This is a genomic window from Streptomyces sp. NPDC058308 (genome assembly GCF_042880275.1).
In the GTDB taxonomy this organism is placed as follows: Bacteria; Actinomycetota; Actinomycetes; order Streptomycetales; family Streptomycetaceae; genus Streptomyces.
The window spans coordinates 561,682-583,575 of record NZ_JBHVZA010000002.1; the positions used below are offsets into that span (position 1 = coordinate 561,682).

The 21,894-nt window shown below is 72.6% G+C and carries 18 protein-coding genes; 8 read left to right on the forward strand and 10 right to left on the reverse strand.

All coding sequences use genetic code 11. The features are described 5' to 3' along the window. Nucleotides 1–94 precede the first annotated feature (94 nt). Both ACFVYL_RS05155 and ACFVYL_RS05160 read left to right on the forward strand, forming a co-directional pair. The gene (locus tag ACFVYL_RS05155; RefSeq protein WP_389712926.1) at nt 95–1,765 is read left to right on the forward strand and encodes a multicopper oxidase family protein; all 1,671 of its coding nucleotides are present in this window, start codon (nt 95–97) and stop codon (nt 1,763–1,765) included. Between the two features lie 80 nt (nt 1,766–1,845). After that, a complete protein-coding gene (locus tag ACFVYL_RS05160; protein ID WP_389712927.1) occupies nt 1,846–3,606 on the forward strand; it encodes an NAD+ synthase in 1,761 nt (586 codons plus the stop codon). A 101-nt stretch (nt 3,607–3,707) separates the two neighbouring features. Here the strand turns inward: ACFVYL_RS05160 and ACFVYL_RS05165 are convergent, their stop codons facing one another. The 4 genes from ACFVYL_RS05165 to ACFVYL_RS05180 form a co-directional block, all read right to left on the reverse strand. Beyond that, nucleotides 3,708–4,922, reverse strand: a complete 1,215-nt coding sequence (locus ACFVYL_RS05165; protein ID WP_389712928.1) for an MFS transporter — start codon at nt 4,920–4,922, stop codon at nt 3,708–3,710. A 150-nt stretch (nt 4,923–5,072) separates the two neighbouring features. Then, on the reverse strand, nt 5,073–6,101 hold the full coding sequence (locus ACFVYL_RS05170) for an endonuclease/exonuclease/phosphatase family protein (protein WP_389712929.1): 1,029 nt from the start codon (nt 6,099–6,101) through the stop codon (nt 5,073–5,075). A gap of 205 nt (nt 6,102–6,306) precedes the next feature. After that, nucleotides 6,307–6,939 carry a TetR/AcrR family transcriptional regulator gene (locus tag ACFVYL_RS05175; RefSeq protein WP_389713019.1) on the reverse strand — a complete coding sequence of 211 codons (633 nt, stop codon included), beginning with the start codon at nt 6,937–6,939 and terminating at the stop codon, nt 6,307–6,309. A gap of 59 nt (nt 6,940–6,998) precedes the next feature. Next, complete coding sequence (locus ACFVYL_RS05180; RefSeq protein WP_389712930.1) at nt 6,999–8,597, reverse strand: MFS transporter; 1,599 nt, start codon at nt 8,595–8,597, stop codon at nt 6,999–7,001. A 192-nt stretch (nt 8,598–8,789) separates the two neighbouring features. Between ACFVYL_RS05180 and panB the strand changes: the two genes are divergently transcribed. The 3 genes from panB (at nt 8,790) to ACFVYL_RS05195 (ending at nt 12,176) form a co-directional block, all read left to right on the forward strand. After that, nucleotides 8,790–9,671 (forward strand): 3-methyl-2-oxobutanoate hydroxymethyltransferase, encoded by an 882-nt coding sequence (gene panB / locus ACFVYL_RS05185; RefSeq protein WP_389712931.1) that lies wholly within the window; start codon nt 8,790–8,792, stop codon nt 9,669–9,671. 652 nt (nt 9,672–10,323) lie between these two features. Beyond that, a complete protein-coding gene (locus ACFVYL_RS05190) occupies nt 10,324–11,352 on the forward strand; it encodes an ATP-binding cassette domain-containing protein (RefSeq protein WP_389712932.1) in 1,029 nt (342 codons plus the stop codon). Beyond that, on the forward strand, nt 11,349–12,176 hold the full coding sequence (locus tag ACFVYL_RS05195) for an ABC transporter permease (RefSeq protein WP_389712933.1): 828 nt from the start codon (nt 11,349–11,351) through the stop codon (nt 12,174–12,176). The genes ACFVYL_RS05190 and ACFVYL_RS05195 overlap by 4 nt, the downstream gene beginning before the upstream one ends. An 8-nt stretch (nt 12,177–12,184) precedes the next feature. Here ACFVYL_RS05195 and ACFVYL_RS05200 read toward each other — a convergent pair whose 3' ends face one another. Then, nucleotides 12,185–15,466, reverse strand: coding sequence for an ATP-binding protein (locus tag ACFVYL_RS05200; RefSeq protein ID WP_389712934.1), 3,282 nt, complete (start codon nt 15,464–15,466; stop codon nt 12,185–12,187). 114 nt (nt 15,467–15,580) lie between these two features. Beyond that, nucleotides 15,581–16,069 carry a DUF6578 domain-containing protein gene (locus tag ACFVYL_RS05205; protein WP_389712935.1) on the reverse strand — a complete coding sequence of 163 codons (489 nt, stop codon included), beginning with the start codon at nt 16,067–16,069 and terminating at the stop codon, nt 15,581–15,583. Nucleotides 16,070–16,171: 102 nt separating this feature from the next. Between ACFVYL_RS05205 and ACFVYL_RS05210 the strand changes: the two genes are divergently transcribed. Next, the gene (locus tag ACFVYL_RS05210) at nt 16,172–16,981 is read left to right on the forward strand and encodes a site-2 protease family protein (protein WP_389712936.1); all 810 of its coding nucleotides are present in this window, start codon (nt 16,172–16,174) and stop codon (nt 16,979–16,981) included. Here ACFVYL_RS05210 and ACFVYL_RS05215 read toward each other — a convergent pair. The 3 genes from ACFVYL_RS05215 to ACFVYL_RS05225 all read right to left on the reverse strand — a co-directional run bounded on the left by ACFVYL_RS05215 (nt 16,971) and on the right by ACFVYL_RS05225 (nt 19,066). Then, complete coding sequence (locus tag ACFVYL_RS05215) at nt 16,971–17,168, reverse strand: hypothetical protein (RefSeq protein WP_389712937.1); 198 nt, start codon at nt 17,166–17,168, stop codon at nt 16,971–16,973. The genes ACFVYL_RS05210 and ACFVYL_RS05215 overlap by 11 nt on opposite strands. An 80-nt stretch (nt 17,169–17,248) precedes the next feature. Further along, on the reverse strand, nt 17,249–17,965 hold the full coding sequence (gene npdG / locus ACFVYL_RS05220) for an NADPH-dependent F420 reductase (RefSeq protein WP_389712938.1): 717 nt from the start codon (nt 17,963–17,965) through the stop codon (nt 17,249–17,251). Nucleotides 17,966–17,974: 9 nt separating this feature from the next. Further along, the gene (locus ACFVYL_RS05225; protein ID WP_389712939.1) at nt 17,975–19,066 is read right to left on the reverse strand and encodes an exo-alpha-sialidase; all 1,092 of its coding nucleotides are present in this window, start codon (nt 19,064–19,066) and stop codon (nt 17,975–17,977) included. Between the two features lie 79 nt (nt 19,067–19,145). On the opposite strand from ACFVYL_RS05225, the gene ACFVYL_RS05230 reads away from it, so the two are divergent. After that, nucleotides 19,146–19,751 carry a hypothetical protein gene (locus ACFVYL_RS05230; protein WP_389712940.1) on the forward strand — a complete coding sequence of 202 codons (606 nt, stop codon included), beginning with the start codon at nt 19,146–19,148 and terminating at the stop codon, nt 19,749–19,751. A gap of 47 nt (nt 19,752–19,798) precedes the next feature. Beyond that, nucleotides 19,799–21,157 carry an MFS transporter gene (locus ACFVYL_RS05235; RefSeq protein WP_389712941.1) on the forward strand — a complete coding sequence of 453 codons (1,359 nt, stop codon included), beginning with the start codon at nt 19,799–19,801 and terminating at the stop codon, nt 21,155–21,157. A gap of 491 nt (nt 21,158–21,648) precedes the next feature. Here ACFVYL_RS05235 and ACFVYL_RS05240 read toward each other — a convergent pair whose 3' ends face one another. Continuing rightward, entirely contained in the window at nt 21,649–21,879 is a 231-nt protein-coding gene (locus tag ACFVYL_RS05240) for a hypothetical protein (protein WP_389712942.1), read from the reverse strand. Between the last annotated feature and the right edge of the window lie 15 nt (nt 21,880–21,894).

Sequence of the window (21,894 nt, forward strand, 5' to 3'; positions counted from 1 at the left end):
CCGTTCCAGTGGGAACCCACGGGGCCGAGCGGTGGAGCAGAAGCAGCAGACGCGCCCTCTGCACGCACCACATCGGACGAGGTGTCACTCAGTCATGCGTAAAGAAGCTCCGCACACTCCCGCGCGCCGCACCGTGCTCGGCGCGGCCGCGGCCGTCGCCGGGACGGCAATCCTGACGGCGTGTTCCGGCTCCGCGCCGGGCGGCGGCCACGGCGGCCACGGCGGTCACGGCCGGGACGGCGCGCCCGGCCCCGAGGGCTACGTGGACCCGGCGGGCCCGGAGGTCGCGGCGGCCGAGAAGAAGCGCGCCCGGGGCGGCCGGGTCCGCGAGGTCAGGCTGACGGCCGCGCGGACACGGCTCGACCTCGGCGGCCCCACGGTCAGGACCTGGGCGTACGGGGACCGGCTCCCCGGCGAGGAGGTCCGGGTCACCGCGGGCGACACCCTCGCCCTCACCCTCGCCAACCACCTCCCTCAGGCCACGTCCCTGCACTGGCACGGCATCGCCCTGCGCAACGACATGGACGGCGTCCCCGGACTCACCCAGAAGGACATCGCCCCCGGAGCGGACTTCACCTACCGCTTCGCGGTGCCGGACCCGGGGACGTACTGGTTCCACCCGCACTCCGGCACCCAGCAGGACCGCGGTCTGTACGCCCCCTTGATCGTCGACGACCCGAAGGAGCCCCTGCGGTACGACAAGGAGTGGGTGATCGTCCTCGACGACTGGGTCGACGGAGTGGACGGCTCGACACCGGACGGCGTGCTCGCGGAGCTCAGCAAGGGAATGGCCGACCACGGCGGTGGCGGCCACGACATGGGCCACAGTGGTGGCAGCGGCCACGACATGTCGAGCATGTCACTGCGCACGGACCGCTCCCCGAGCCCGAAGCACCCCTCCGCCTCCGGCGACTCCCGCGGCCCCTCCCGGATGATGATGGGCGCCAGGAGCGACCTGCTCGGCGGCGACGCGGGCGACGTCGCCTACCCGCACCACCTCATCAACGGCCGTACGGCGACGGCGCCTTCGCAGTTCCGCGCCCGCCCCGGCGACCGCATCCGCCTGCGCATCATCAACGCCGGCGGCGACACGGCCTACCGCGTGGCCCTCGGCGGCCACGAGATGACGGTGACGCACACGGACGGCTCCCCCGTACGGCACGCGAAGACGGACGCGCTGCTCCTGGGCATGGGCGAGCGGTACGACGTACTGGTCACCGCCAAGGACGGCGTCTTCCCGCTGACCGCGCTGGCCGAGGGCAAGAAGGCGGCGGGCCTCGCGCTGCTGCGCACGGGTGGCGGCGCGGCGCCGTCCGCGTCGGTCCGCCCCGAGGAGCTGACGGGCCGTCTCCTCACCGCGGACCGCCTCAAGGCGCACGAGTCCGTCGCGCTGCCCGCCCGCAGGCCGGACCGCACGATCAAGCTCCGCCTTACGGGCGGCATGGCCGCGTACGACTGGGCGTTCGACAAGAAGCCCTACTCCCCCGGACAGCGCCACCCCGTCCGCGCGGGCGAGCGGGTCCGCCTCACCTTCGCCAACGCGACCACGATGTGGCACCCCGTCCACCTCCACGGCCACACCTTCACCCTGGCGAACGTGGCGGACGGCCCCCGCAAGGACACCGCCATCGTCCTGCCGAACGGCACCCTGTCGGTGGACTTCGAGGCGGACAACCCGGGCCTGTGGATGATCCACTGCCACAACGTCTACCACGCGGAGGCGGGGATGATGACGGTGCTCGGCTACCGCGGCCAGATGCATTGACCCGCACGGGGCGCCTCGCGTGGGGCGCCCCACACCGTCCCGCAGGACATCGCGTCGCTCTGACGATTACACTGGGCCGCGTGCCTCAACTACGCCTCGCTCTGAATCAGATCGACTCGACCGTCGGCGATCTCGCCGGGAACGCCGAGGCGATCGTCCACTGGACCCGGCACTCCGCCGAGCAGGGAGCGCACCTCGTCGCGTTCCCCGAGATGGTGCTGACCGGCTATCCCGTCGAAGACCTCGCTCTGCGTTCGTCCTTCGTCCAGGCCTCGCGGCAGGCGCTGCGCGCGCTCGCCGTGCGGCTGCGGGACGAGGGGTTCGGGGAGCTGCCGGTCGTCGTCGGCTATCTCGACCGCACCGAGGAGGCCAAGCCGAAGTTCGGCCAGCCCGCCGGCGCCCCGCGCAACGCGGGCGCGGTGCTGCACCGCGGCGAGGCCGTCCTGACCTACTCCAAGCACCATCTCCCCAACTACGGCGTCTTCGACGAGTTCCGCTACTTCGTGCCGGGCGAGACCCTGCCGGTCGTGCGCGTGCACGGCGTCGACGTGGCGCTCGCCATCTGCGAGGACCTCTGGCAGGACGGCGGCCGCGTCCCTGCGACCCGCAGCGCGGGGGCGGGGCTGCTGCTCTCCATCAACGCGTCGCCGTACGAGCAGAACAAGGACGACGAGCGCCTGGAGCTCGTGCGCAAGCGCGCGCAGGAGGCCGGGTGCACCACCGCCTACCTCGCGATGATCGGCGGACAGGACGAGCTGGTCTTCGACGGCGACTCGATCGTCGTCGACAAGGACGGTGAGGTCATCGCGCGCGCCCCGCAGTTCTCCGAGGGCTGCGTCGTGCTCGACCTGGAGCTGCCGGCCGCCGCGCCCGTACCGCCGTCCGGCGTCGTGGACGACGGGCTGCGCATCGAGCACGTCACGCTGTCGGACGAGCCCCTTCCCGCGTACGAGGGCGAGCTCACCGGCGGGTACGCCGAGCGGCTCGACGACGACGAGGAGGTGTACTCGGCGCTCGTCGTGGGGCTGCGCGCGTACGCCGCGAAGAACGGTTTCAGCAGCGTCCTGATCGGCCTCTCCGGAGGCATCGACTCGGCGCTCACCGCCGCCATCGCCTGCGACGCGCTCGGCGCGCAGAACGTGTACGGCGTCGCCATGCCGTCCCGCTACTCCTCCGAGCACTCCATCGGCGACGCGGAGGAGCTGGCCCGGCGCACCGGCCTCAACTTCCGCACCGTGCCGATCGCGCCGATGTTCGACGCGTACATGGGGTCGCTCGGGCTCACCGGGCTCGCCGAGGAGAACCTGCAGTCGCGGCTGCGCGGCACGATGCTGATGGCGCTCTCCAACCAGGAGGGGCACATCGTCCTCGCGCCGGGCAACAAGTCCGAGCTGGCCGTCGGCTACTCGACGCTCTACGGCGACTCCGTCGGCGCGTACGGCCCCATCAAGGACGTCTACAAGACGGCGATCTTCCGGCTCGCGGAGTGGCGCAACCGCGCGGCGCGGGAGCGGGGGCAGACGCCGCCGATCCCGGAGAACTCCATCAGCAAGCCGCCGAGCGCCGAGCTCCGCCCCGACCAGGTCGACACGGACTCGCTGCCCGACTATCCCGTCCTCGACGGGATCCTGGAGCTCTACGTCGACCGGGACCAGGGCGCCGACGCGATCGTGGCCGCGGGTTACGACCGGGAGCTGGTCGTGAAGACGCTGCGGATGGTGGACACCGCCGAGTACAAGCGGCGGCAGTACCCGCCGGGGACGAAGATCTCCGCGAAGGGCTTCGGCAAGGACCGCCGCCTGCCCATCACCAACCGCTGGCGCGAGTCCGCCTCCGGCTGAGGCGGGCGGTGTTCCGTGCCGCGGCTTCGCTGCGGAATTTCTCCCCCCGGCCCCCCACCCGCAGGGCGCCCCTGCGGGTGGGCGGGAAGTTAGGTCAGCGGTCAGTGGTGGACCGGCTCCCGGTGCTCGGGCGACGACGCCACCACCCGCTCCGTACCCGGCACGGGACCGCGCCGCAGGTCCACCGCGTACGCCAGGCCCGCCACCGCGAGGCCGAGCACCGCGAGGACCGCGCCGGTCACCGCCGGTGAGGTCACACCGAAGCCCGCCGCGAGGGCGAGGCCGCCGATCCAGGCGCCGCCCGCGTTGGCGAGGTTGAACGCGCCCTGGTTGGCGGACGAGGCCAGCGAGGGGGCGGCGGCCGCCTTCTCCATGACCATGAGCTGCAGCGGCGAGCCCGTCGTGAACGCCGCCATGCCGAGCAGGAAGACGGCGATCGGCGCGCTCCACCCGGCGCTCATGAGCAGCGGGAAGAAGGCCAGGACGACCGCGAGCGCGGTGAGCCCGCCGAAGAGCGTGCCGCGCAGGGAGTGGTCGGCCAGGCGCCCGCCCAGCAGGTTGCCCGCCGTCGCGCCCACGCCGAACAGCGCCAGGAGCAGCGTGACGCTGGACTCGGCGTAGCCCGCCGCGTCCGTGAGCATCGGCGTGATGTAGCTGTACGCGGAGAAGAGCGCCCCGAAGCCCGCGACGGTCGTGCCGAGCGCCAGCCAGACCGGGACGCTGCGCAGCGCCCGGAGCTCGCCGCGCAGGCCGACCGCGTCGGCGTGGCCGTGGTCGGCGGGGACGAGCAGGGCGAGCGCCGCGATGGCCGCGAGTCCGATCGCGCTCACCGCGAGGAAGGTGGCGCGCCAGCCGAGCTGCTGCCCCATGGCGGTGGCCACCGGCACGCCCACGACGTTGGCGACGGTCAGGCCCAGGAACATCAGGGAGACCGAGCGGGCCTTGCGCTCGGGGGCGACGAGCCCGGTGGCGACGACCGCGCCGACGCCGAAGAAGGCGCCGTGCGGCAGACCGCTGAGGAAGCGCGCGGCCATCAGCAGGTGGTAGTCGGGGGCGGCGGCCGACAGGGCGTTGCCGACCACGAAGAGCACCATCAGGCCGATGAGGACGCGGCGGCGCGGGAGCTTCGCGGTGACGGCGGCGAGCAGCGGGGCGCCGATGACGACGCCGAGCGCGTACGCGGAGACCAGGTGTCCGGCGACGGGGATGGATATGTGCAGGTCGTCGGCGACGTTGGGCAGCAGGCCCATCATCACGAACTCGGTCGTGCCGATGCCGAAGGCGCCCACGGCGAGGGCGAGCAGGGCCAGGGGCATGAAGAAGCACCTTCCACGGAAGCAGGGGGAACGGGGGGCGGGCAGCACAGAGAACCCCGTATGTTCACGTACGGAACAAAGCCGCGCCCACCGAGTATTCCGCGGAGACCGAGTATCGCGTGCGGCCGGAAAGAGTGGGCGACGCGGACGTTACGACGAGAGGTCGACCCGCGCCGCGACCGGCAGGTGATCGCTGCTCGTCTTCGGCAGCGTCCAGGAGGAGACCGGCTCGACGCCCTTGACCATGATCTGGTCGATGCGCGCCATCGGGAACGACGCGGGCCAGCTGAAGCCGAAGCCGTCGCCCGCCGCGCCCTGCGTGGACCGCAGCTGCGCGGTGACGCCGTTCAGGGCGCGGTCGTTCATGGTGCCGTTGAGGTCGCCGAGCAGGACGACCTTGCCGGTCTTCTCGTCGGAGATGGCCTCGCCGAGCGCGTCGGCGCTGTTGTCGCGCTGGTTGGCGGTGAAGCCCGCGTCGAGCTTCACGCGCACGGAGGGCAGGTGCGCGACGTAGAAGGCGACGTCGCCCTTGGGGGTGTGCACCGTGGTGCGCATCGCACGGACCCAGCCCAGCTTGATGTCGACCGGCTTGGTGTCGGCCAGCGGGTACTTGCTCCACAGCCCCACGGTGCCCTTCACCGAGTGGTACTTGTACGTACCGGCCAGGGCCTTCTCGTACGTGGGGACGGCGTTCGCCGTGAGCTCCTCCAGGGCGATCACGTCGGCCCCCGAGGCCGCGACGTCCTGGGCGGTGCCGGTCGGGTCGGGGTTGTCCGCGTTCACGTTGTGCGTGGCCACCGTCAGGTCGCCGCCGGTGGCCGACTTGCCGGTGATCAGGCCGCCGAAGGAGTCGATCCAGATGACCAGGGGCAGCAGCAGGGCGATCAGGGCCGTGGCGGACTTGCGGACCACCGCGATGACGAGCAGCACCGGGATGAAGAGGCCGAGCCAGGGCAGGAAGGTCTCGGTCAGAGAGCCGAGGTTGCCCACGTTGTTGGGGATCTGCGCGTGGAAGAGCATCACCAGCGCGAGGAGGACCGCGACACCCGTGGTGACCAGTCCGCGCCGCCAGATGCCGGGGTCGCCCCGCCAGCCGTCGAGCAGGCGGCGGAGCCGGGACCCCGGACGTTCGGGGCCCGAGCCGCCGCTGCCCGTCTCCGTCATGTACGCCTGCGCCATGCTGTCGTCGCCTCACTGCCTGCCGTGCACACCGTCTGTCCCGCCCCCTGAAACCCTAGGCGATGATCGGGTGTCGTCCCTGCCGTCTCGCGACAGCCGTACAGGCTCCAGGACGAACGGGGCGGCGACGCAGGTTCCTGATCGGCCACGGAGAGCGCCCTCTGTGACGAAACGCGCATATGCGCGACGGCGCCCCACCGGCGCGTCACTTCGGGGCGCGCAGCCCGCCCAGGACCGTGTCGACGATCCGCTCGGCCAGGTTCTCGTCGAGCGGCGCGCCGGGCCGCAGGATCGTGCGCAGCAGCATCGGGCCCACGAAGAGGTCGTTGGCCGTCTCCACGTCGACGTCCGCGCGCAGCTCCCCGTCGGCGACGCCCTGCCGCAGCACGTCGAGTATCCGGCGGCGGCGGGGCGCGACGACCGTCTCCTGGTACGCCTCCGCCAGCTTGGGCAGGGCCTTCATCTGCGCGAAGACGTTGTGCAGCAGGGCCGAGGAGCGCATGGTCAGGCCGCGGCGGCGCAGGCTCTCCAGGATGCAGACGAGGTCGTCGCGCATGGAGGTGCCCGGCAGTTCGGGGTCGGGCTCCTCGAAGACGCGCAGGACGTCGACGAAGAGGGCCTCCCTGCCGTCCCAGCGCCGGTAGATGGTGGCTTTGCCGACGCCGGCCGTGCGGGCGATCCGCTCGATGGAGAGCTCGGTGAGCGGGACGCCGTCCTCCAGGAGCTGGAGGACGCCCTCGATGATCGCCTGCTCGACGGCCTCGCTCCGGGGCCGCCCCCGGCCGGCCCGGGCGACGGGCACCCGCTCGGCGGTGTCGCCCTGCTCCGCGACCCGCACGCCCTTGTGGACCACGTCGTCTCTCCCTCGCTCGCGTCGGCTGCCGGGCCGATTCTGCCTCAGCGCCTTTCGGCACCCACCGGTTCGGCCTTCTCCTGCTGCGGGCCCTCGTCCCGGGGCGGGCGCCCCGGCAGGAAGAGGAAGACGATCAGCGCGCCGATCACGGCGACGCCCGCGCCGCACAGCGCCGTGACGTGCATGGCGTGCAGGAACGAGTCGTTGGCCGCCGCCACCAGGGGCTCGCCCTTGGGGCCGAGCTTCGCGGCGACGCCGAGGGTCGCCTCGATGGACTCGCCCGCGGTGTGCCGCACGCCCTCGGGCAGCATGCGCAGCTGGTCCTCGACACCGCCCCGGTACGCCGCGGAGAGCACGGAGCCGAGGACGGCGATGCCGAGGGCGCCGCCGACCTGCCGGAAGGTGTTGCTGAGCGCGGACGCGGAGCCGGCCTTCTCGCGCGGCAGGGCCTGCATGATCACGACGCTGGTGGGCGTCATGATGTGCGCCATGCCGGTGCCCATCAGGAAGAAGACGGCTTCGAGGAGCCAGATCGGCGTGTCGGACTCGAAGAGCGTGAAGGCCGTCAGGGTCGCGGCCACCAGGAGCAGCCCGCCGGTGCACACGGCCCGGACGCCGAAGCGGTCGACGACGAGCCGGGCACGCGGCGCGAAGATGAGCTGCGCCGCGGCCAGCGGCAGCATCAGCAGGCCGGTCTGCAGCGGCGAGTAGCCCCGCACGCTCTGGGTGTAGAAGACCGAGAAGAAGGTCACGCCCATGAGCGCGAAGAAGACGAGCGCTATGGCGCAGATCGCCGCCGAGAAGACCCGGTTCTTGAAGTAGGCGATGTCGATGGAGGGATGGTCGCTGCGCTTCTCGTACAGCACGAAGGCGGCCAGTACGGCGAGCCCCGCGACGACGGTCCCGACGACGGCCGGGTCGGTGAAGTCGGCGAGCTGGCCGCCCTTGATGATGCCGTAGACGAGCAGGACCAGGCCGACGACGGAGAGCGCGACGCCGAAGAGGTCGATGCGGCCGGGCGCGGGGTCGCGCGAGTCGGGCACGAGCCAGACCATCAGGGCCAGGGCGACGATCACGATCGGCACGTTGACCAGGAAGACCGAGCCCCACCAGAAGTGGTCGAGCAGCACGCCGCCGGTGATGGGGCCGATGGCGATGGCGAGGCCGACGCCGCCCGCCCAGATGCCGATGGCCTTGGGCTGTTCGTCGCGCTCGAAGACGTTCATCAGGACGGCGAGGGTGGCCGGCATCACGAAGGCGGCGCCCAGGCCCATCACCGCGCGGAACGCGATGAGCTGGACGGGCGAGCCGGACATCGCGGCGAGCGCCGAGCCGAGGCCGAAGACGACGAGCCCGCCGAGCAGGACCTTCTTGCGGCCGAGCCGGTCGCCGAGCAGGCCCGCGGTGAAGAGCAGACCGGCGAAGACGAGCGTGTAGGCGTTGATCGCCCACTCCAGCTCGCTCTGGGTGGCGCCGAGGCCGGTCGGTTCGGGGGTGGAGATCGTCTTGATGGCGACGTTCAGGATCGAGTTGTCGAGCACCACGATCAGGAGGCTGAGCATCAGCGCCCCGAGGATCGCCCAGCGGCGCCGGTGGACGGCTTCCGGTACGCGGGTCGGGGTGGGCATGGCAGGGGAGGACATGCCCACCAGCGTAGACCCATTTCGATACGAGACCGTCTCGTATTGAAAATCCCTTGGTGAACGACTGGCCAAGACTTTGCCGAACGGCCTCATCAAGCGCCGCACTAGCCCCGGAGCGGTACGTGATGCCACCATGGAGGTGATCCGGGGACGCCGTCAGGGCGCCTCGAGATGACAGAAGGAGCCGTTGCGATGACGCAGCTTTCGGCTGCCCAGAAGAGCGCCGACGCCCCGCAGAGCCCCGACAGCAGCAAGGCGCTGTACGGCGGCAAGGGCACCCGGCGCATCACTGTGCGCGACATCAACGCCGCCAAGGAACGCGGCGAGAAGTGGCCCATGCTCACCGCCTACGACGCGATGACCGCGTCCGTCTTCGACGAGGCGGGCATCCCCGTCCTGCTCGTCGGCGACTCGGCGGGCAACTGCCACCTCGGGTACGAGACGACCGTGCCCGTCACCCTCGACGAGATCGCCATGCTGTCGGCCGCGGTCGTACGGGGCACCTCGCGCGCCCTGGTCGTCGGCGACCTGCCGTTCGGCTCGTACCAGGAGGGCCCCGTCCAGGCGCTCCGCTCGGCCACCCGGCTCGTGAAGGAGGCGGGCGTCGGCGCGGTGAAGCTGGAGGGCGGCGAACGCTCCCTGGCCCAGACCGAGTTGCTCGTCCAGTCCGGCATCCCCGTCATGTCCCACCTGGGCCTCACCCCGCAGTCCGTGAACACCATGGGCTACCGCGTGCAGGGCCGCGGCGACGAGGCCGCCCACCGGCTCCTGAACGACGCCAAGTCGGCACAGGACGCGGGCGCGTTCGCGGTCGTCCTGGAGCTGGTCCCCGAGGAGCTGGCCGCCGAGGTCACCCGCTCCCTGCACATCCCGACCGTCGGGATCGGCGCGGGCGCCGCGTGCGACGCGCAGGTCCTGGTCTGGACGGACATGCTGGGCCTGACCGGCGGGAAGATGCCGCGCTTCGTCAAGCAGTACGCGGATCTGCGGGGCGTCATGTCCGGCGCGGCCAGGGCGTTCGCCGAGGACGTGGTGGGCGGGGGCTTCCCGGCGCCCGAACACGCGGTTCACTGAGGCCGTGGGGGCGGACCGGGATCGGTGGCCGCCCCCTTCTGACCATCGCGGCACCATGGCAGCCCGTCGATTCCCCCGTCGGCGGGCTGCCTTTTCTCGCCCCTGGGCGGTTGGGGGTTCAAAGACAGGCTCTGAGGGCCGGGGGCCACGTGGCCTCTCGTCCTTGGGCGGGTGGGGTCAGGTTGCCTCTCGTCCTTGGGCGGGTGGGGTCAGGTTGTTTCTCGTCCTTGGCCAGCTGGGGCCAGGTTGTTTCTCGCCCTTGGGCGGCAGAGTTCAGGGCCGCCGCTTCGCGGCGGATTTTCCCCACCCGCCCACCCGTTTGCCCGGCGACGCAAGGTGGGGGTAGGGGCCCTACGGTCCCGTTCGGTGCGGGGTAAACGGGTGGGCGGGTGGGAGGCATCCGGCGCGAAGCGGCGGATTGAGGCCCCTACAGGACCGTTCGGTGCGGGGTAAACGGGTGGGTGGGAGGGAAGCATCCGGCGCGAAGCGGCGGGTCGGGGCCCCTACAGGACCGTTCGGTGCGGGGTGAACGGGTGGGTGGGAGGGAGGCATCCGCCGCGAAGCGGCGGGTCAGGGCACCGCCGACGCCCCCCGCGAGGCCCTGTCGGCGGCATGTCGGTGGTTTGTCGGTGGCACCTGACATCTTGAGGCCATGAAGCGAATCGACATGAACCCCGGCGGCGCAGGGAGCGCGGTCACCGTAAGGGGACTGGTCAAGCACTACGGCGAGACCAAGGCACTGGACGGCGTGGACCTCGACGTGCGCGAGGGCACCGTCCTCGGCGTGCTCGGGCCCAACGGCGCCGGCAAGACGACCCTCGTACGCTGCCTCTCCACCCTCGTCACCCCGGACGCGGGCACGGCCCTGGTCGCCGGGTACGACGTGGCGAGCCAGCCCCGCCAACTGCGCCGCGTCATCGGCCTCACCGGTCAGTACGCGTCGGTGGACGAGAAGCTCTCGGGGCGCGAGAACCTCTACATGATCGGGCGCCTGCTCGACCTGTCCCGCAAGGAGTCCAGGTCCCGCGCCGACGGCCTGCTTGAGCGGTTCTCCCTCACCGAGGCCGCCAAGCGCCCCGCGAGCACCTACTCCGGCGGTATGCGCCGCCGCCTCGACCTCGCCGCGTCGATGATCGGCAGCCCTGCCGTCCTCTACCTGGACGAGCCGACGACCGGCCTCGACCCCCGTACCCGTAACGAGGTGTGGGCCGAGGTCAAGCGGATGGTCGGCGACGGCGTGACCGTACTGCTCACCACGCAGTACATGGAGGAGGCCGAGCAGTTGGCCTCCGAGCTGACCGTCATCGACCGCGGCAAGGTCATCGCCAACGGCGGCATCGACGAGCTCAAGGCGAAGGTCGGCGGCCGCACGCTGCGGGTCCGCCCGGCCGACCCGCTGGAGCTGCGTCCGCTGGCGAACGCGCTCGACGACCTCGGCCTGACCGGCATCGCCACCTCCACGGTGGACGCCGAGTCCGGCACGGTCCTGGTGCCGATCCTCAGCGACGAGCAGCTGACCGCCGTGGTCGGCGCGGTCACCGCGCGCGGCATCACGATCGGCTCCATAGCCACCGAACTGCCCAGCCTGGACGAGGTGTTCCTGTCGATCACCGGCCAGAAGGCCAGTGCTCCGCAGGACGCCCGCCCCAGCGAAAACGAACTCGAGGAGGTCGCCGTATGAGCGCCACCACTCTCGCGGCCCCCCTCAAGCCGGGGCAGGCCGACGCCCGCATCGGACTGCGCGGCCACGTCCGGCACACCAGCGCCCTGGTCCGCCGCAATCTGCTCTGGATCCGGCAGGACCCGGAGTCGATGTTCGACGCGGTCCTGATGCCGATCGTCTTCACCCTCCTGTTCGTGTACGTCTTCGGCGGCTCGATCGGGCAGGCGCTCGGCGGCGGTCAGGACCAGTACGTGCAGTACGTGGTGCCCGGCATGATGGCGATGATGAGCATGAACATCGCCATGGCCGTCGGCACCGGCTTCAACCAGGACTTCCAGAACGGCATCATGGACCGCTTCCGTACCCTGCCGATCGGCCAGGGCTCGGTCCTCTTCGCCAAGATCGTGGTGGAGCTGATGCGGCTGCTCATCGCGACGACGATCATGATGATCGTCGGCGTCCTGGTGGGCTTCGACATCACCCACTGGGGCGGCCTGTTCGCCGCCGTGGGCCTCTCCGCCCTCTTCGGCACGTCCATCATGTGGATCTTCCTGGTGCTCGGCGTCTCGATGAAGAGCGCCCAGTCCGTCCAGGCGATGGGCTTCCTGGTCCTGATGCCGCTGCAGTTCGGCTCGTCGATCTTCGCGCCGACCCAGTCGATGCCGGGCTGGCTGCAGGGCTTCACCGACTACAACCCGCTCTCCTCGCTCGCGGACTCCGCGCGCGGCCTGATGGTCGGCGGCCCGGTGGCGCACGACCTGTGGGTGACGGTCGGCTGGTCGGTGGCGCTCACGCTGGTGATGGCGCCGATCGCGATCCACAAGTTCCGCACGAAGGACTGATCACCACCTCACGCGCCACACAGGGCGGCGGCCTCCCCCAGGGGGAGGCCGCCGCCCTGTGCGTACGCCGATTCGTACGCGTCGCCGCCCAGCGCCGCACGGGACAGCCGCTCCGCGTCCTCCCGGATGCCCCGCTCCATCGTGTTCGCGACATGCGCCGGCGGCAGCTCCCGGTCGGCGACGCCGAGGAGCCGCGCCGCGTCGTCCGCACGGGCGCCGTCGGCGGCCTGGGACAGGGCGAGAGCGGCGATCCACAGATGGACGGAGACCATCTGCGGGGCGACCATCCGCGAGAGCGGGTCGAGGGCCTTCTCGAAGGCGACGCACACCCCGGCAACGCTCTCGGCGTACCGCCCGTCCAGCGCGTCGAGCCAGGCCGTGAGGCCGAGCACCGCGCTGTCGAACACCGCGTAGCCGATCGGGCTGAACTCCAGGCGGAGGAGTCGCAGTTGCTCGCGCGCCTCGGTGGTGCGGCCGGTACGGCCGAGCGCGCCCGCGAGGAAGATCCGGGCGGCGGGCATGGCCTCGCCCGCGTGGTGGCGGCCGGGGTTCTCGATGACCTCCCGCAGCATCGCCTCGCCCCGCGCGAAGTCGTCCGTCCGCTCCGGCGCGTCGGTCAGGAGCGAGCCGAGACGGGCCTTGAGCAGGACCACCTGGGCCTGCGCGCCGACCTGTTCGGCGTACTCGACGGCGGCCCTGAAGTCCAGTGCGGCCAGGGCCAGTTCACCGCGCCGCTCGCGCGCCTCGCCGCGCGCGGAGAGCGCCTCGGCGACGCCCCACACGTCGCCGAGGCCCTGGAACCCGCGCAGCGCCTCGTCCGCGTCGCGGATGGCGTCGCCCGACCAGTCGGTGCGGTTGGCGAGCATGTTGGCGCGCGTCTGCAGGGCGGCGGCGAGCTCCCACTCGTAGCCGAACGCGCGGCAGGCCTCGACGGTCTCGTCGATGGTGACCCGCAGCATCTCCATGTCGCCGCCGAGCATCACCGCGAAGAACCAGAGGTTGCCGGGCGTCCGGCAGGTCTGCGGCAGCCCCGGACGGTACGCCTCCCTGATGCCGCGCAGCTTCTCCTCCGCGGCCGCCGACCGCCAGTCCTCCACGTCCATGTCCATACAGGCCAGGTGGAGCAGGTGCGCCCCGCGGCGGGCCTCCATCAGGACCTCGGGGCTCATCGGCGGGGGCGCCGCCGTGCACGGCTCGTACAGCGGGGGCGCCGCGGTGACGGGCGGGGCGAAGGGGTCGGGACCGAGGGCCATGACGTCGCTGGACCAGTTGCGGGTCTCCATGCGCAGCCCGCGGATCTGCCAGTACCAGCAGAGGGACAGGACGAGACAGAGCGCCTCCTGCTCGTCCCGCGCGGCGATCGCGTGCCGCAGGGCGGTGCGCAGGTTCTCGTACTCGGCCTCAAGGCGCTCCACGGCCGCGTACTGGCCGCTGCCGCGCAGCTCAGGATCGGTGGTCCTGGCCACCTCCCGGTAGTGCACGAGGTGCGCGCGCTCGGCCCCGGCCCGGTCGCCCGCCTCGTCGAGCCGCTCACCCGCGTACTCCGCGACGGTCTCCAGGAGCCGGTAGCGCATGCCGCCGTCGCCCGTCGGCGAAGGGGCCGCGACGACCAGGGACTTGTCGACGAGCGACCCCAGCAGACCGGCCACGTCGGGCGCGCTCCCGGCGGCCGCGCACACCTCTTCCGCCGCCCGCAGGTCGCAGCCGCCGGCGAAGACCGAGAGCCGGCGCAGCACCGCACGCTCCCCCTCGTCGAGGAGGTCCCACGACCAGTCGACGACGGCCCGCAAGGTCTGCTGGCGGGGCAGCACCGTACGGGCGCCGCTGGTCAGGAGCCGGAAGCGGTCGTCGAGGCGGTCGGCGATCTGACGCGGGGTGAGCATCCGCAGGCGGGCGGCGGCCAGTTCGATGGCGAGCGGCAGACCGTCGAGACGGCGGCAGATCTCGGCGGCCGCCGCCGGATCGCCGTCGACGGTGAACCCCGGCCGCGCGGCGGCGCCGCGTTCGGCGAACAGCCGCAGCGCGACCGGCTCGGGCAGCGGCTCGACGGGCCGCAGCAACTCGCCCGGTACGCCGAGGGGTTCGCGGCTGGTCGCGAGGACCGTCAGGCCCCGGCAGCGGGCGAGGAGTTCGTCGGCGAGGCGGGCGGCCGCCTCGATGACGTGCTCGCAGTTGTCCAGGACGATCAGCATGCGGCGCGCGGCACAGTGCTCGACGAGCCGGGCGACGGGGTCCTCGCCGTGCCGCTCCGACATGGCACGCAGCTCCTCCGCGCCCGCGCCCCGCAGCACGGTCTCGCGGGCGCCGAGCGCGGTGAGGACGGCTGCGGGTACGTCGGCGGGGTCCTCGACCGGCGCGAGCTCCGCCAGCCAGACGCCGTCCGGGACACCTGCGGCGACCGCCTCGGCGACCTCCTGCGACAGCCGTGTCTTGCCGGCGCCGCCCGGGCCCAGCAGGGTGACGAGCCGGGCGCGCGCGAGGTCGTCCCGCAGCGCGTCGATGTCGGCCTCGCGGCCGACGAAGGAGGTGAGCCTGGCCCGGAGGTTCCCCGGCGTGCGGGGGCGCGACGGGGGCTCGCGCAGCAACTCCTCGTGCAGGGCGCGCAGTTCGGGGCCCGGGTCGACGCCGAGCCGGTCCGCTATGCCACGCCGTACGCCGTCGTACGCGGCCAGGGCCTGCGCCGGACGGCCCGTGTCACGCAGCGCGCGCAGCCGCAGGGCCTGCAGCGGCTCGTCGAGCGGGTGCGCGTCGCAGAGCTCGGCGAGCTCGGGCAGCACCTCTTCCGCCTGCCCGAGGGCGAGGGCCACGGTCATCCTGGCGCGGCGGGCGTCGAGGTGGCGGGCATGCCAGCGGGCCGCTTCCGCGGTGTGCTCCGGCAGGTCGGCGAGGGGCTCGCCCGTCCACAGGGCGAGCGCGTCGTCCAGGAGTACGGCCGCCTTCGCCGGTTCGGCTTCCGCGAGGGCGCGGCCCGCGTCGCTCACGAGGTGGTCGAACCGGAACACGTCCACGTCGTCCGGGCTCGCGCGCAGCCGGTACCCGCCGTCCACCGAGACGACGGCGTCCGCGCCGAGGGCCCTGCGGAGACGGCCGACCAACGCCTGCAGCGCGCCCGTCGCGTCGGCGGGAGGACCCGCGGTCCACACCTCGTCCACCAGCGCCGGCGCGGGCACGGTGTGGCCCGGGCGGAGGGCGAGGGCCGTCAGGAGGGCGCGGAGGCGGGGGCCGCCGACGGGGGCGGGGGTTCCGTCGGGGCGGGTGGCTCGGGTCGAGCCGAGGAGGCGGTATCGCACTGGCCTATTGTCCCTGTTAGCGGCTGCGCCCGGCTCGGGCGGTGTTCTCGGCACTCCGTGCAGGGGGCGTTTGCCCGGCGGCGTGTGGCGGGCGTGGGGGCGGGTCCGGCGGGGCTAGCCCACCTCCAGTGACACCAGCGCACCCGTCTCGTCCCTGCGGTACTCCGCGCCCTTTCGGGTTTCCGTTGACACCGCCCTCTTGAACCACTTCGGGCACGCCTCCACCGGGCGCAACCACCGCTCCCCCGCCACCCGTTCCCCCGACAAGTAACCCTGCTCGACGATCTGGATGCCCCGCACCAGACCCGCCGTCTCCGGCCACTTTCCCCCGTGCCGTTCCACCGACAGCAGGCCCCTCAGCCGTACGCGGGGAGGCCAGGAGCCGTCGCCCGTCCAGGGGACCGTCACGCCGGCGAGCCGGACCACGGGGCCGCCGCCGGCCGATTCCACCGGGCCCTCGATCTCGGTGAGCTCGGATCGCCACTCGCGGCCCTGCCCGGCCTCGTCGACGAGGAGCTGCCACGCCACTTCGTCCCCCACCCGGAACGGCTTTCCGCAGCACTCCATCTGCCAGTCCTGGTACATCACGTTCCACAGCGCCATGCCCCCAGCCTCCCGGAACTCCCCGTCCGGTGCGAGACGTTTTCGCCGTACGCCCTATACGGTCGGGCACGCAAGGCCGTCGGAAGCCAGGAGCCCCGCCCCATGACCACCGCCCCCATCCGCCGCAGCGACCGGCGGATCAGCCCCGTCTTCCTGGGGATCGCCGCCGTGACGGCGGTCTCCGGCTGGGCCGCCTGGACCGGTTTCGCGGACAACCCCGGCGTCGCCGTCTTCCTCTTCGTGACCGCCGCCTGGATCGTCTCGCTCTGCCTGCACGAGTACGCGCACGCGCGCACCGCCCTGCACAGCGGCGACATCTCCATCGGCGCGAAGGGCTATCTGACCCTCAACCCGCTCAAGTACACGCACGCGCTGCTCAGCATCGTGCTGCCCGTGCTCTTCGTGATCATGGGCGGCATCGGTCTGCCCGGCGGCGCGGTCTTCATCGAGCGGGGCAGGATCCGGGGCCGCTGGAAGCACAGCCTGATCTCGGCTGCGGGCCCGCTGACGAACGTGCTTTTCGCGGTGGTCTGCACGGCCCCGTTCTGGCTCGACGCCCTCGACGGCGTGCCGGACGCGTTCCGCTACGCGCTCGCGTTCCTCGCGCTGCTCCAGGTGACCGCAGCGATCCTGAACTCGCTGCCCATTCCGGGTCTGGACGGCTACGGCGTGATCGAGCCCTGGCTCTCGCACGGGGTCCGCCGCCAGGTGGAGCCGTTCGCGCCGTTCGGTCTCATCGCGGTCTTCGCCGTCCTCTGGATCCCGGAGGTCAACCACGCCTTCTTCGACGCGATCGACGCGATCCTGCGCGGTCTCGGCGTCAGCGAGTGGGACAGCTACTGGGGCCAGAAGCTGTACCGCTTCTGGGACGGGTCGCAGGAGGTCCCGCCTGCGCTGGGGCTCAGCTCCTGAGCGCCGCGCCGCGCTGCGCGTCCCGCTCGGCCCTGGCGCGCCGCAGGTAGAACCAGGCCATGTTCGATGACAGCCCCGCGAGCAGGACCCACACGATGCCGAGCCAGCTGCCCTGCACGAAAGAGATCACGGCGGCGGCGACGGCGAGGGCGCAGACGACGAGGGCGTACATGGCGAGGCGGGGCATGGAGGTCGGCTCCTGTCGGGTGAAGCGTGCGGATGCGTACTGCGTACTACCCGTCCAGTGTCCCCCATGCCCCACGGCGGCTATACGTCGGTGACGCGCAGCCCCGCGTGCGCCTTGTAGCGGCGGTTGACGGAGATCAGGTTGGCGACGAGGGACTCGACCTGATGGGCGTTGCGGAGGCGGCCGGCGAAGACGCCGCGCATGCCCGGGATGCGGGCGGCGAGCGCCTGTACGAGGTCGGTGTCGGCGCGCTTCTCGCCGAGGACCATGACGTCGGTGTCGATCTCCTCGACGGCAGGGTCCTGGAGCAGGACGGCCGAGAGGTGGTGGAAGGCGGCGGTGACGCGGGAGTCCGGCAGCAGGGCGGCGGCCTGTTCGGCGGCGCTGCCCTCCTCGGGCTTCAGGGCGTACGCGCCCTTCTTGTCGAAGCCGAGCGGGTTCACGCAGTCGACGACGAGCTTGCCGGCCAGCTCCTCGCGCAGCGCTTCGAGGGTCTTGCCGTGGCCGTCCCACGGCACGGCGACGATCACGATGTCGCTGCGCCGCGCGCACTCCGCGTTCTCGGCGCCCTCGACGCCGAGGCCCAGCTCGTCGGCGGCGGTCCGCGCCCGCTCGGCTGCGCGGGAACCGATGATCACCTTCTGGCCCGCGCGGGCAAGCCGGTAGGCGAGGCCGCGCCCCTGGTCGCCGGTGCCGCCGAGGACACCGACGACGAGGCCCGACACGTCGGGAAGCTCCCAGGGGTCCTTGGCGGGGGCCTTCGCGGGGGCGTTCTGCGCACTGTCTGTAGAGGTCATGGGGCGACCTTACTCACCGCTCGCCCCGACGAGGTCCGCCACCGGTATCCGCCGGAAGGAGACCGTCTCGTACGCGCTGAAGTCCCCTGTCTCGTAGAGGAGTCCGACGCTCTCCCCGTCGACCCGCACGAGATCGGAGTACGCGGCCGGAAGCCCGTCGACCGTGTGGAGGGCCCGCCAGGTGGTGCCGCCGTCGACGGAGCCGCGCACGGTCATCAGGGCGCGGAAGCCGGGGTCGGCGGGTCCGGAGAAGAGGAGCAGGTCGGGGGCGCGCAGCTGCAGGACGCTGCCCTCGACGACGGGGCCGGTGAGGGAGGCCTGCGGGCGGAAGGGTTTGAGGAGGCTCTCGCCGCCGTCGCGGGAGTGGGCGTCGGCGCGGTTGCCGGGCGCCGGGGAGTCGTTGCGGGTGTTGAAGTAGAGGCGGCCGTCGGGGAGTTCGGCCGCCGTGGTCTCGTTCACGTTGATGTAGCCGTCGGTGTTGTCGTCGACGTAGCCGATGCGCCAGGTCTCGCCGGCGTCGTCGCTGAGCAGGCAGTGCCCGCCGTTGTACTTGCCCTCGGTGCCGTTGTCCGCGCCGGTGGGCGGCAGGGAGTGGTTGGCGGGGACCAGCACGCGCCCCGTGGTCAGCTGCACGGCGTGACCGGGCGTCGTCGCGTACCACCGCCAGGCCGCCCTCTTCACCTGGCCGGTGATCTCGCGCGGCGCCGACCAGGTGAGGCCGTCGTCGTCGCTGTGCTGCAGCCAGACGCGGCGCCCGTCGGCGGCGGGGACGGTGCCGCGGCGGATGGCGTCCTCGGTGGCCTCGGCGGCGTTCCTGACCTGGACGAGGAGGATGCGTCCGGTGTCGAGGACGACGGGGGCGGGGTTGCCCGCGAGGTCGTCGCCGTTCTTGCCGACGACCTGGAGCTGGCCCCAGGTGCGGCCGCCGTCGGCGGAGCGCCGGAGGACGATGTCGATGGTGCCGGAGTCCGCCTGGGAGCCGACCCGGCCCTCGCAGAAGGCGAGGACGGTGCCGGACGTGGTCACCACGACGGCGGGGATGCGGTAGCTCGCGTATCCCTCTCGGCCCGCGCGGAAGGGAACGGATGTCTCAGCAGTCATCCCCCGCCCTTCCCCACCTCGGGGGAATTCCCCGTGAACGCCAGGTGACGAGTGGCGTGTTGGGGCAGGATGCGACGCCATGGACGCCGTACGGGTCGCGCTGCTGCGCGAAGTGCTCGCCGGGACCGAGTGGCTCGGCGCCACCCGCCGCTTCGCGGGGACGCTGCGGTCCTGCGTCGTGCCGCACGGCGGCGGACTGCTGCTCGTGGGCACGGCGGCGTACGAACCGTGGCACCTGGCCGCGCACCTGGTGGACGAGGCGGCCTGGTCGGGCACGCCGGAGCTCACCCCGACGCTCGTCCGGCACCGGGTCCTCGGCAGCGAACCGGCCCACCTGTCGACCGGACTCGGCCGGATCGAGGCCGCTCGGCGCGGCGAGACGCTGCTCGTGGTGGCGCCGGACGCGCCGGACCCGGAGCTCCTGACACGGGTGCACGACGCGCGACGGGCGGGCGCGACGGTGCTCGCGCTCGGCTCCGGGGACCGGGACCTCGGCGCCCTCTCGCACGAGGCGCTCGCGGTCCCAAGGACGACGCCCGACCTCGACCTCGACACGGTCCAGCACCTGGTCAGCGCGGCGGCGGGGGAGAACGCGCTGCCGCAGGCGCGGGGCCGCCGACGCCTGCGCGACCGGCTGTCGCGGCTGGCCGACCAGTTGACGTCGCCGCCGCCCACGCGGTGGTGAGAAACTCGGTTGCCCACCGCACCGGAAAGCGCTGAACATGGCTTCTCGTGCCTCTCTCCGCGATACTGCCCGACCTCTCCCCCTGGCGTTCCACCCGCGACTTCCGGCTGCTGTGGGTGCAGGGTCTCGTCACCACGTTCGGCAGTTTCATGACCCTGGTCGCCCTGCCGCTGCAGATCAAGGAGCTGACGGACTCCCCGGTCGCCGTGGGCGCGATGGGCGCGGTGGAGCTGGTGCCGCTGATCGTCTTCGGGCTCTACGGCGGCGCGCTCGCCGACGCCGTCGACCGGCGCAAGGTAATCCTGCTGACCGAGGCGGCGCTGGGCCTGCTGGCCGTCGTGCTCCTCGTGAACGCGCTCCTGCCCGACCCGCTGCTGTGGCCCCTGTACGTGGTCGCCGCGGGCGTCTCCGCGCTCGCCGGGCTGCAACGGCCCGCCCTCGACTCCCTGATGGCGCGGATCGTGCCGCACGACCAGCTGACGGCGGCCGCCGCGCTGAACTCCCTGCGGTGGAACGTGGGCGCCATCGCGGCGCCGTCCCTCGCGGGCGTCGTCGTGGCGTACGCCGGTCACGCGTCGGCGTACGGGGTCACGGCCGTCTGCTTCGTACTGTCGGTCGCGCTGTGCACCCGGCTCTCCCCCGCACCCGCCGCGCACGACGCGGCGAAGCCGTCCCTGAAGGGGCTCGCGGAAGGCGCGCGGTACGCGTGGTCGCGGCCCGTGCTCCTCGGTACGTACGCGATCGACATGGCGGCGATGTTCTTCGCCTTCCCCAACACGATCTTCCCGTTCCTCGCGGACGACCTGGAAGCGGAGTGGGCGCTCGGCCTGATGTACGCGGCGGGGGCGGTCGGCTCGCTGCTGTTCAGCGTCACCAGCGGATGGACGTCACGGGTGCGGCGGCACGGGCTGCTCGTGGTCTTCGGGGCGGCGGGCTGGGGCCTGGCGGTCACCGCGGCGGGCTGGTTCTCGAACGTCTGGGTGGTCCTCGCTTGCCTCGCGCTGGCGGGCGCGGGCGACATGGCGAGCGGGCTCGGCCGCTCCACCATCTGGAACCAGACCATCCCCGACGAGCTGCGGGGGCGGCTGGCCGGGATCGAGGTCCTGTCGTACAGCGTGGGCCCGCAGCTCGGCCAGGTCCGCGCGGGCGCGGCGGCGGGCTGGACGGGCACGCGGCCCGCCATCTGGTCGGGCGGCCTGGCCTGCGTGGCCTCGGTCGGCGTCCTGGCGGCGGTGCTCCCCCGACTCGTCTCGTACGACGCGACGACGGACCCTGACGCGGAACGGCGCCGCCGGGCGGCGCCGCAAAGCTCCTCTTCGCCGGGCCCAACCGCGTCAGATGTCCCGGGCCCGACCGCATCGGACCCGGACCCGACCGCTCCCACCCCAGAACCGGCCACGCCGTAACCCCACACCACCCGCCCCAGCGGGAACCGGCACACTCCCACCCCGCGGGAACCGGCACACCCACAACCCCGCGGGAATGGGCACTCCCCCAGCCCCGCGGGGCCGGGCACTCCCCCAGCCCCGCGGGGCCGGGCACTCCCACAACCCTGCGGGGACCGGCGCTCCCATACCCCCGCCTCCCTGCGGGAACCAGCACCTCCACAGCCCCGCCTCCCCTGCGGGAACCAGCACTCCCCACCCACCCGCCCTTACCTTGACCCCAACCCGTCCGGTCGGACGCCGCCCGCCCGGGCCCCACCCACGCGCCCCTACGACGACCCGACGTCGCGGGGCAAACGGGTGGGCGGGTGGGAAACCCGCCGCGGAGCGGCGAAGAACCCGCCGCGGAGCGGCGTAGGGCCCGGCGCGGAGCGCCGAGGAAACTCGCCGCGGAGCGGGGAAAAGTCGTCGCCGCGGAGCGGCGCAAAGCCCCCCCCCGCCCCCCACGGGAATCAGCCGTCGTCCTCGCCCCGCGCAGCGGAATCATGCCACCGAGGATCCGTCTCCCACTGCAGGTTCCGCTCCTCAGCGGTCCGCATCGCGTGCTGCGCGTCCTCGCGCGACGCGTAGGGGCCCATGCGGTCCTTGCCGGGGCAGTCCGGGCCCTCCTCGACCTTGTTGTGCTCCAGGCAGTAGAACCACTCGCCCGGCTTGCCCACGGTCTTCTTCTTGAACAGCGCCATGACCCGCTCCTTCCG

Excerpts from the sequence above, each read along its gene's own strand:
- ACFVYL_RS05155 (WP_389712926.1), top strand. The coding sequence starts at position 95 with ATGCGTAAAGAAGCTCCGCACACTCCCGCGCGCCGCACCGTGCTCGGC.
- ACFVYL_RS05165 (WP_389712928.1), bottom strand. The coding sequence starts at position 4,922 with ATGCCCCTGGCCCTGCTCGCCCTCGCCGTGGGCGCCTTCGGCATCGGC.
- ACFVYL_RS05170 (WP_389712929.1), bottom strand. The coding sequence starts at position 6,101 with ATGGCGCAGGCGTACATGACGGAGACGGGCAGCGGCGGCTCGGGCCCC.
- ACFVYL_RS05180 (WP_389712930.1), bottom strand. The coding sequence starts at position 8,597 with ATGTCCTCCCCTGCCATGCCCACCCCGACCCGCGTACCGGAAGCCGTC.
- panB (WP_389712931.1), top strand. The coding sequence starts at position 8,790 with ATGACGCAGCTTTCGGCTGCCCAGAAGAGCGCCGACGCCCCGCAGAGC.
- ACFVYL_RS05190 (WP_389712932.1), top strand. The coding sequence starts at position 10,324 with ATGAAGCGAATCGACATGAACCCCGGCGGCGCAGGGAGCGCGGTCACC.
- ACFVYL_RS05195 (WP_389712933.1), top strand. The coding sequence starts at position 11,349 with ATGAGCGCCACCACTCTCGCGGCCCCCCTCAAGCCGGGGCAGGCCGAC.
- ACFVYL_RS05205 (WP_389712935.1), bottom strand. The coding sequence starts at position 16,069 with ATGGCGCTGTGGAACGTGATGTACCAGGACTGGCAGATGGAGTGCTGC.
- ACFVYL_RS05210 (WP_389712936.1), top strand. The coding sequence starts at position 16,172 with ATGACCACCGCCCCCATCCGCCGCAGCGACCGGCGGATCAGCCCCGTC.
- ACFVYL_RS05215 (WP_389712937.1), bottom strand. The coding sequence starts at position 17,168 with ATGCCCCGCCTCGCCATGTACGCCCTCGTCGTCTGCGCCCTCGCCGTC.
- npdG (WP_389712938.1), bottom strand. The coding sequence starts at position 17,965 with ATGACCTCTACAGACAGTGCGCAGAACGCCCCCGCGAAGGCCCCCGCC.
- ACFVYL_RS05225 (WP_389712939.1), bottom strand. The coding sequence starts at position 19,066 with ATGACTGCTGAGACATCCGTTCCCTTCCGCGCGGGCCGAGAGGGATAC.
- ACFVYL_RS05230 (WP_389712940.1), top strand. The coding sequence starts at position 19,146 with ATGGACGCCGTACGGGTCGCGCTGCTGCGCGAAGTGCTCGCCGGGACC.
- ACFVYL_RS05240 (WP_389712942.1), bottom strand. The coding sequence starts at position 21,879 with ATGGCGCTGTTCAAGAAGAAGACCGTGGGCAAGCCGGGCGAGTGGTTC.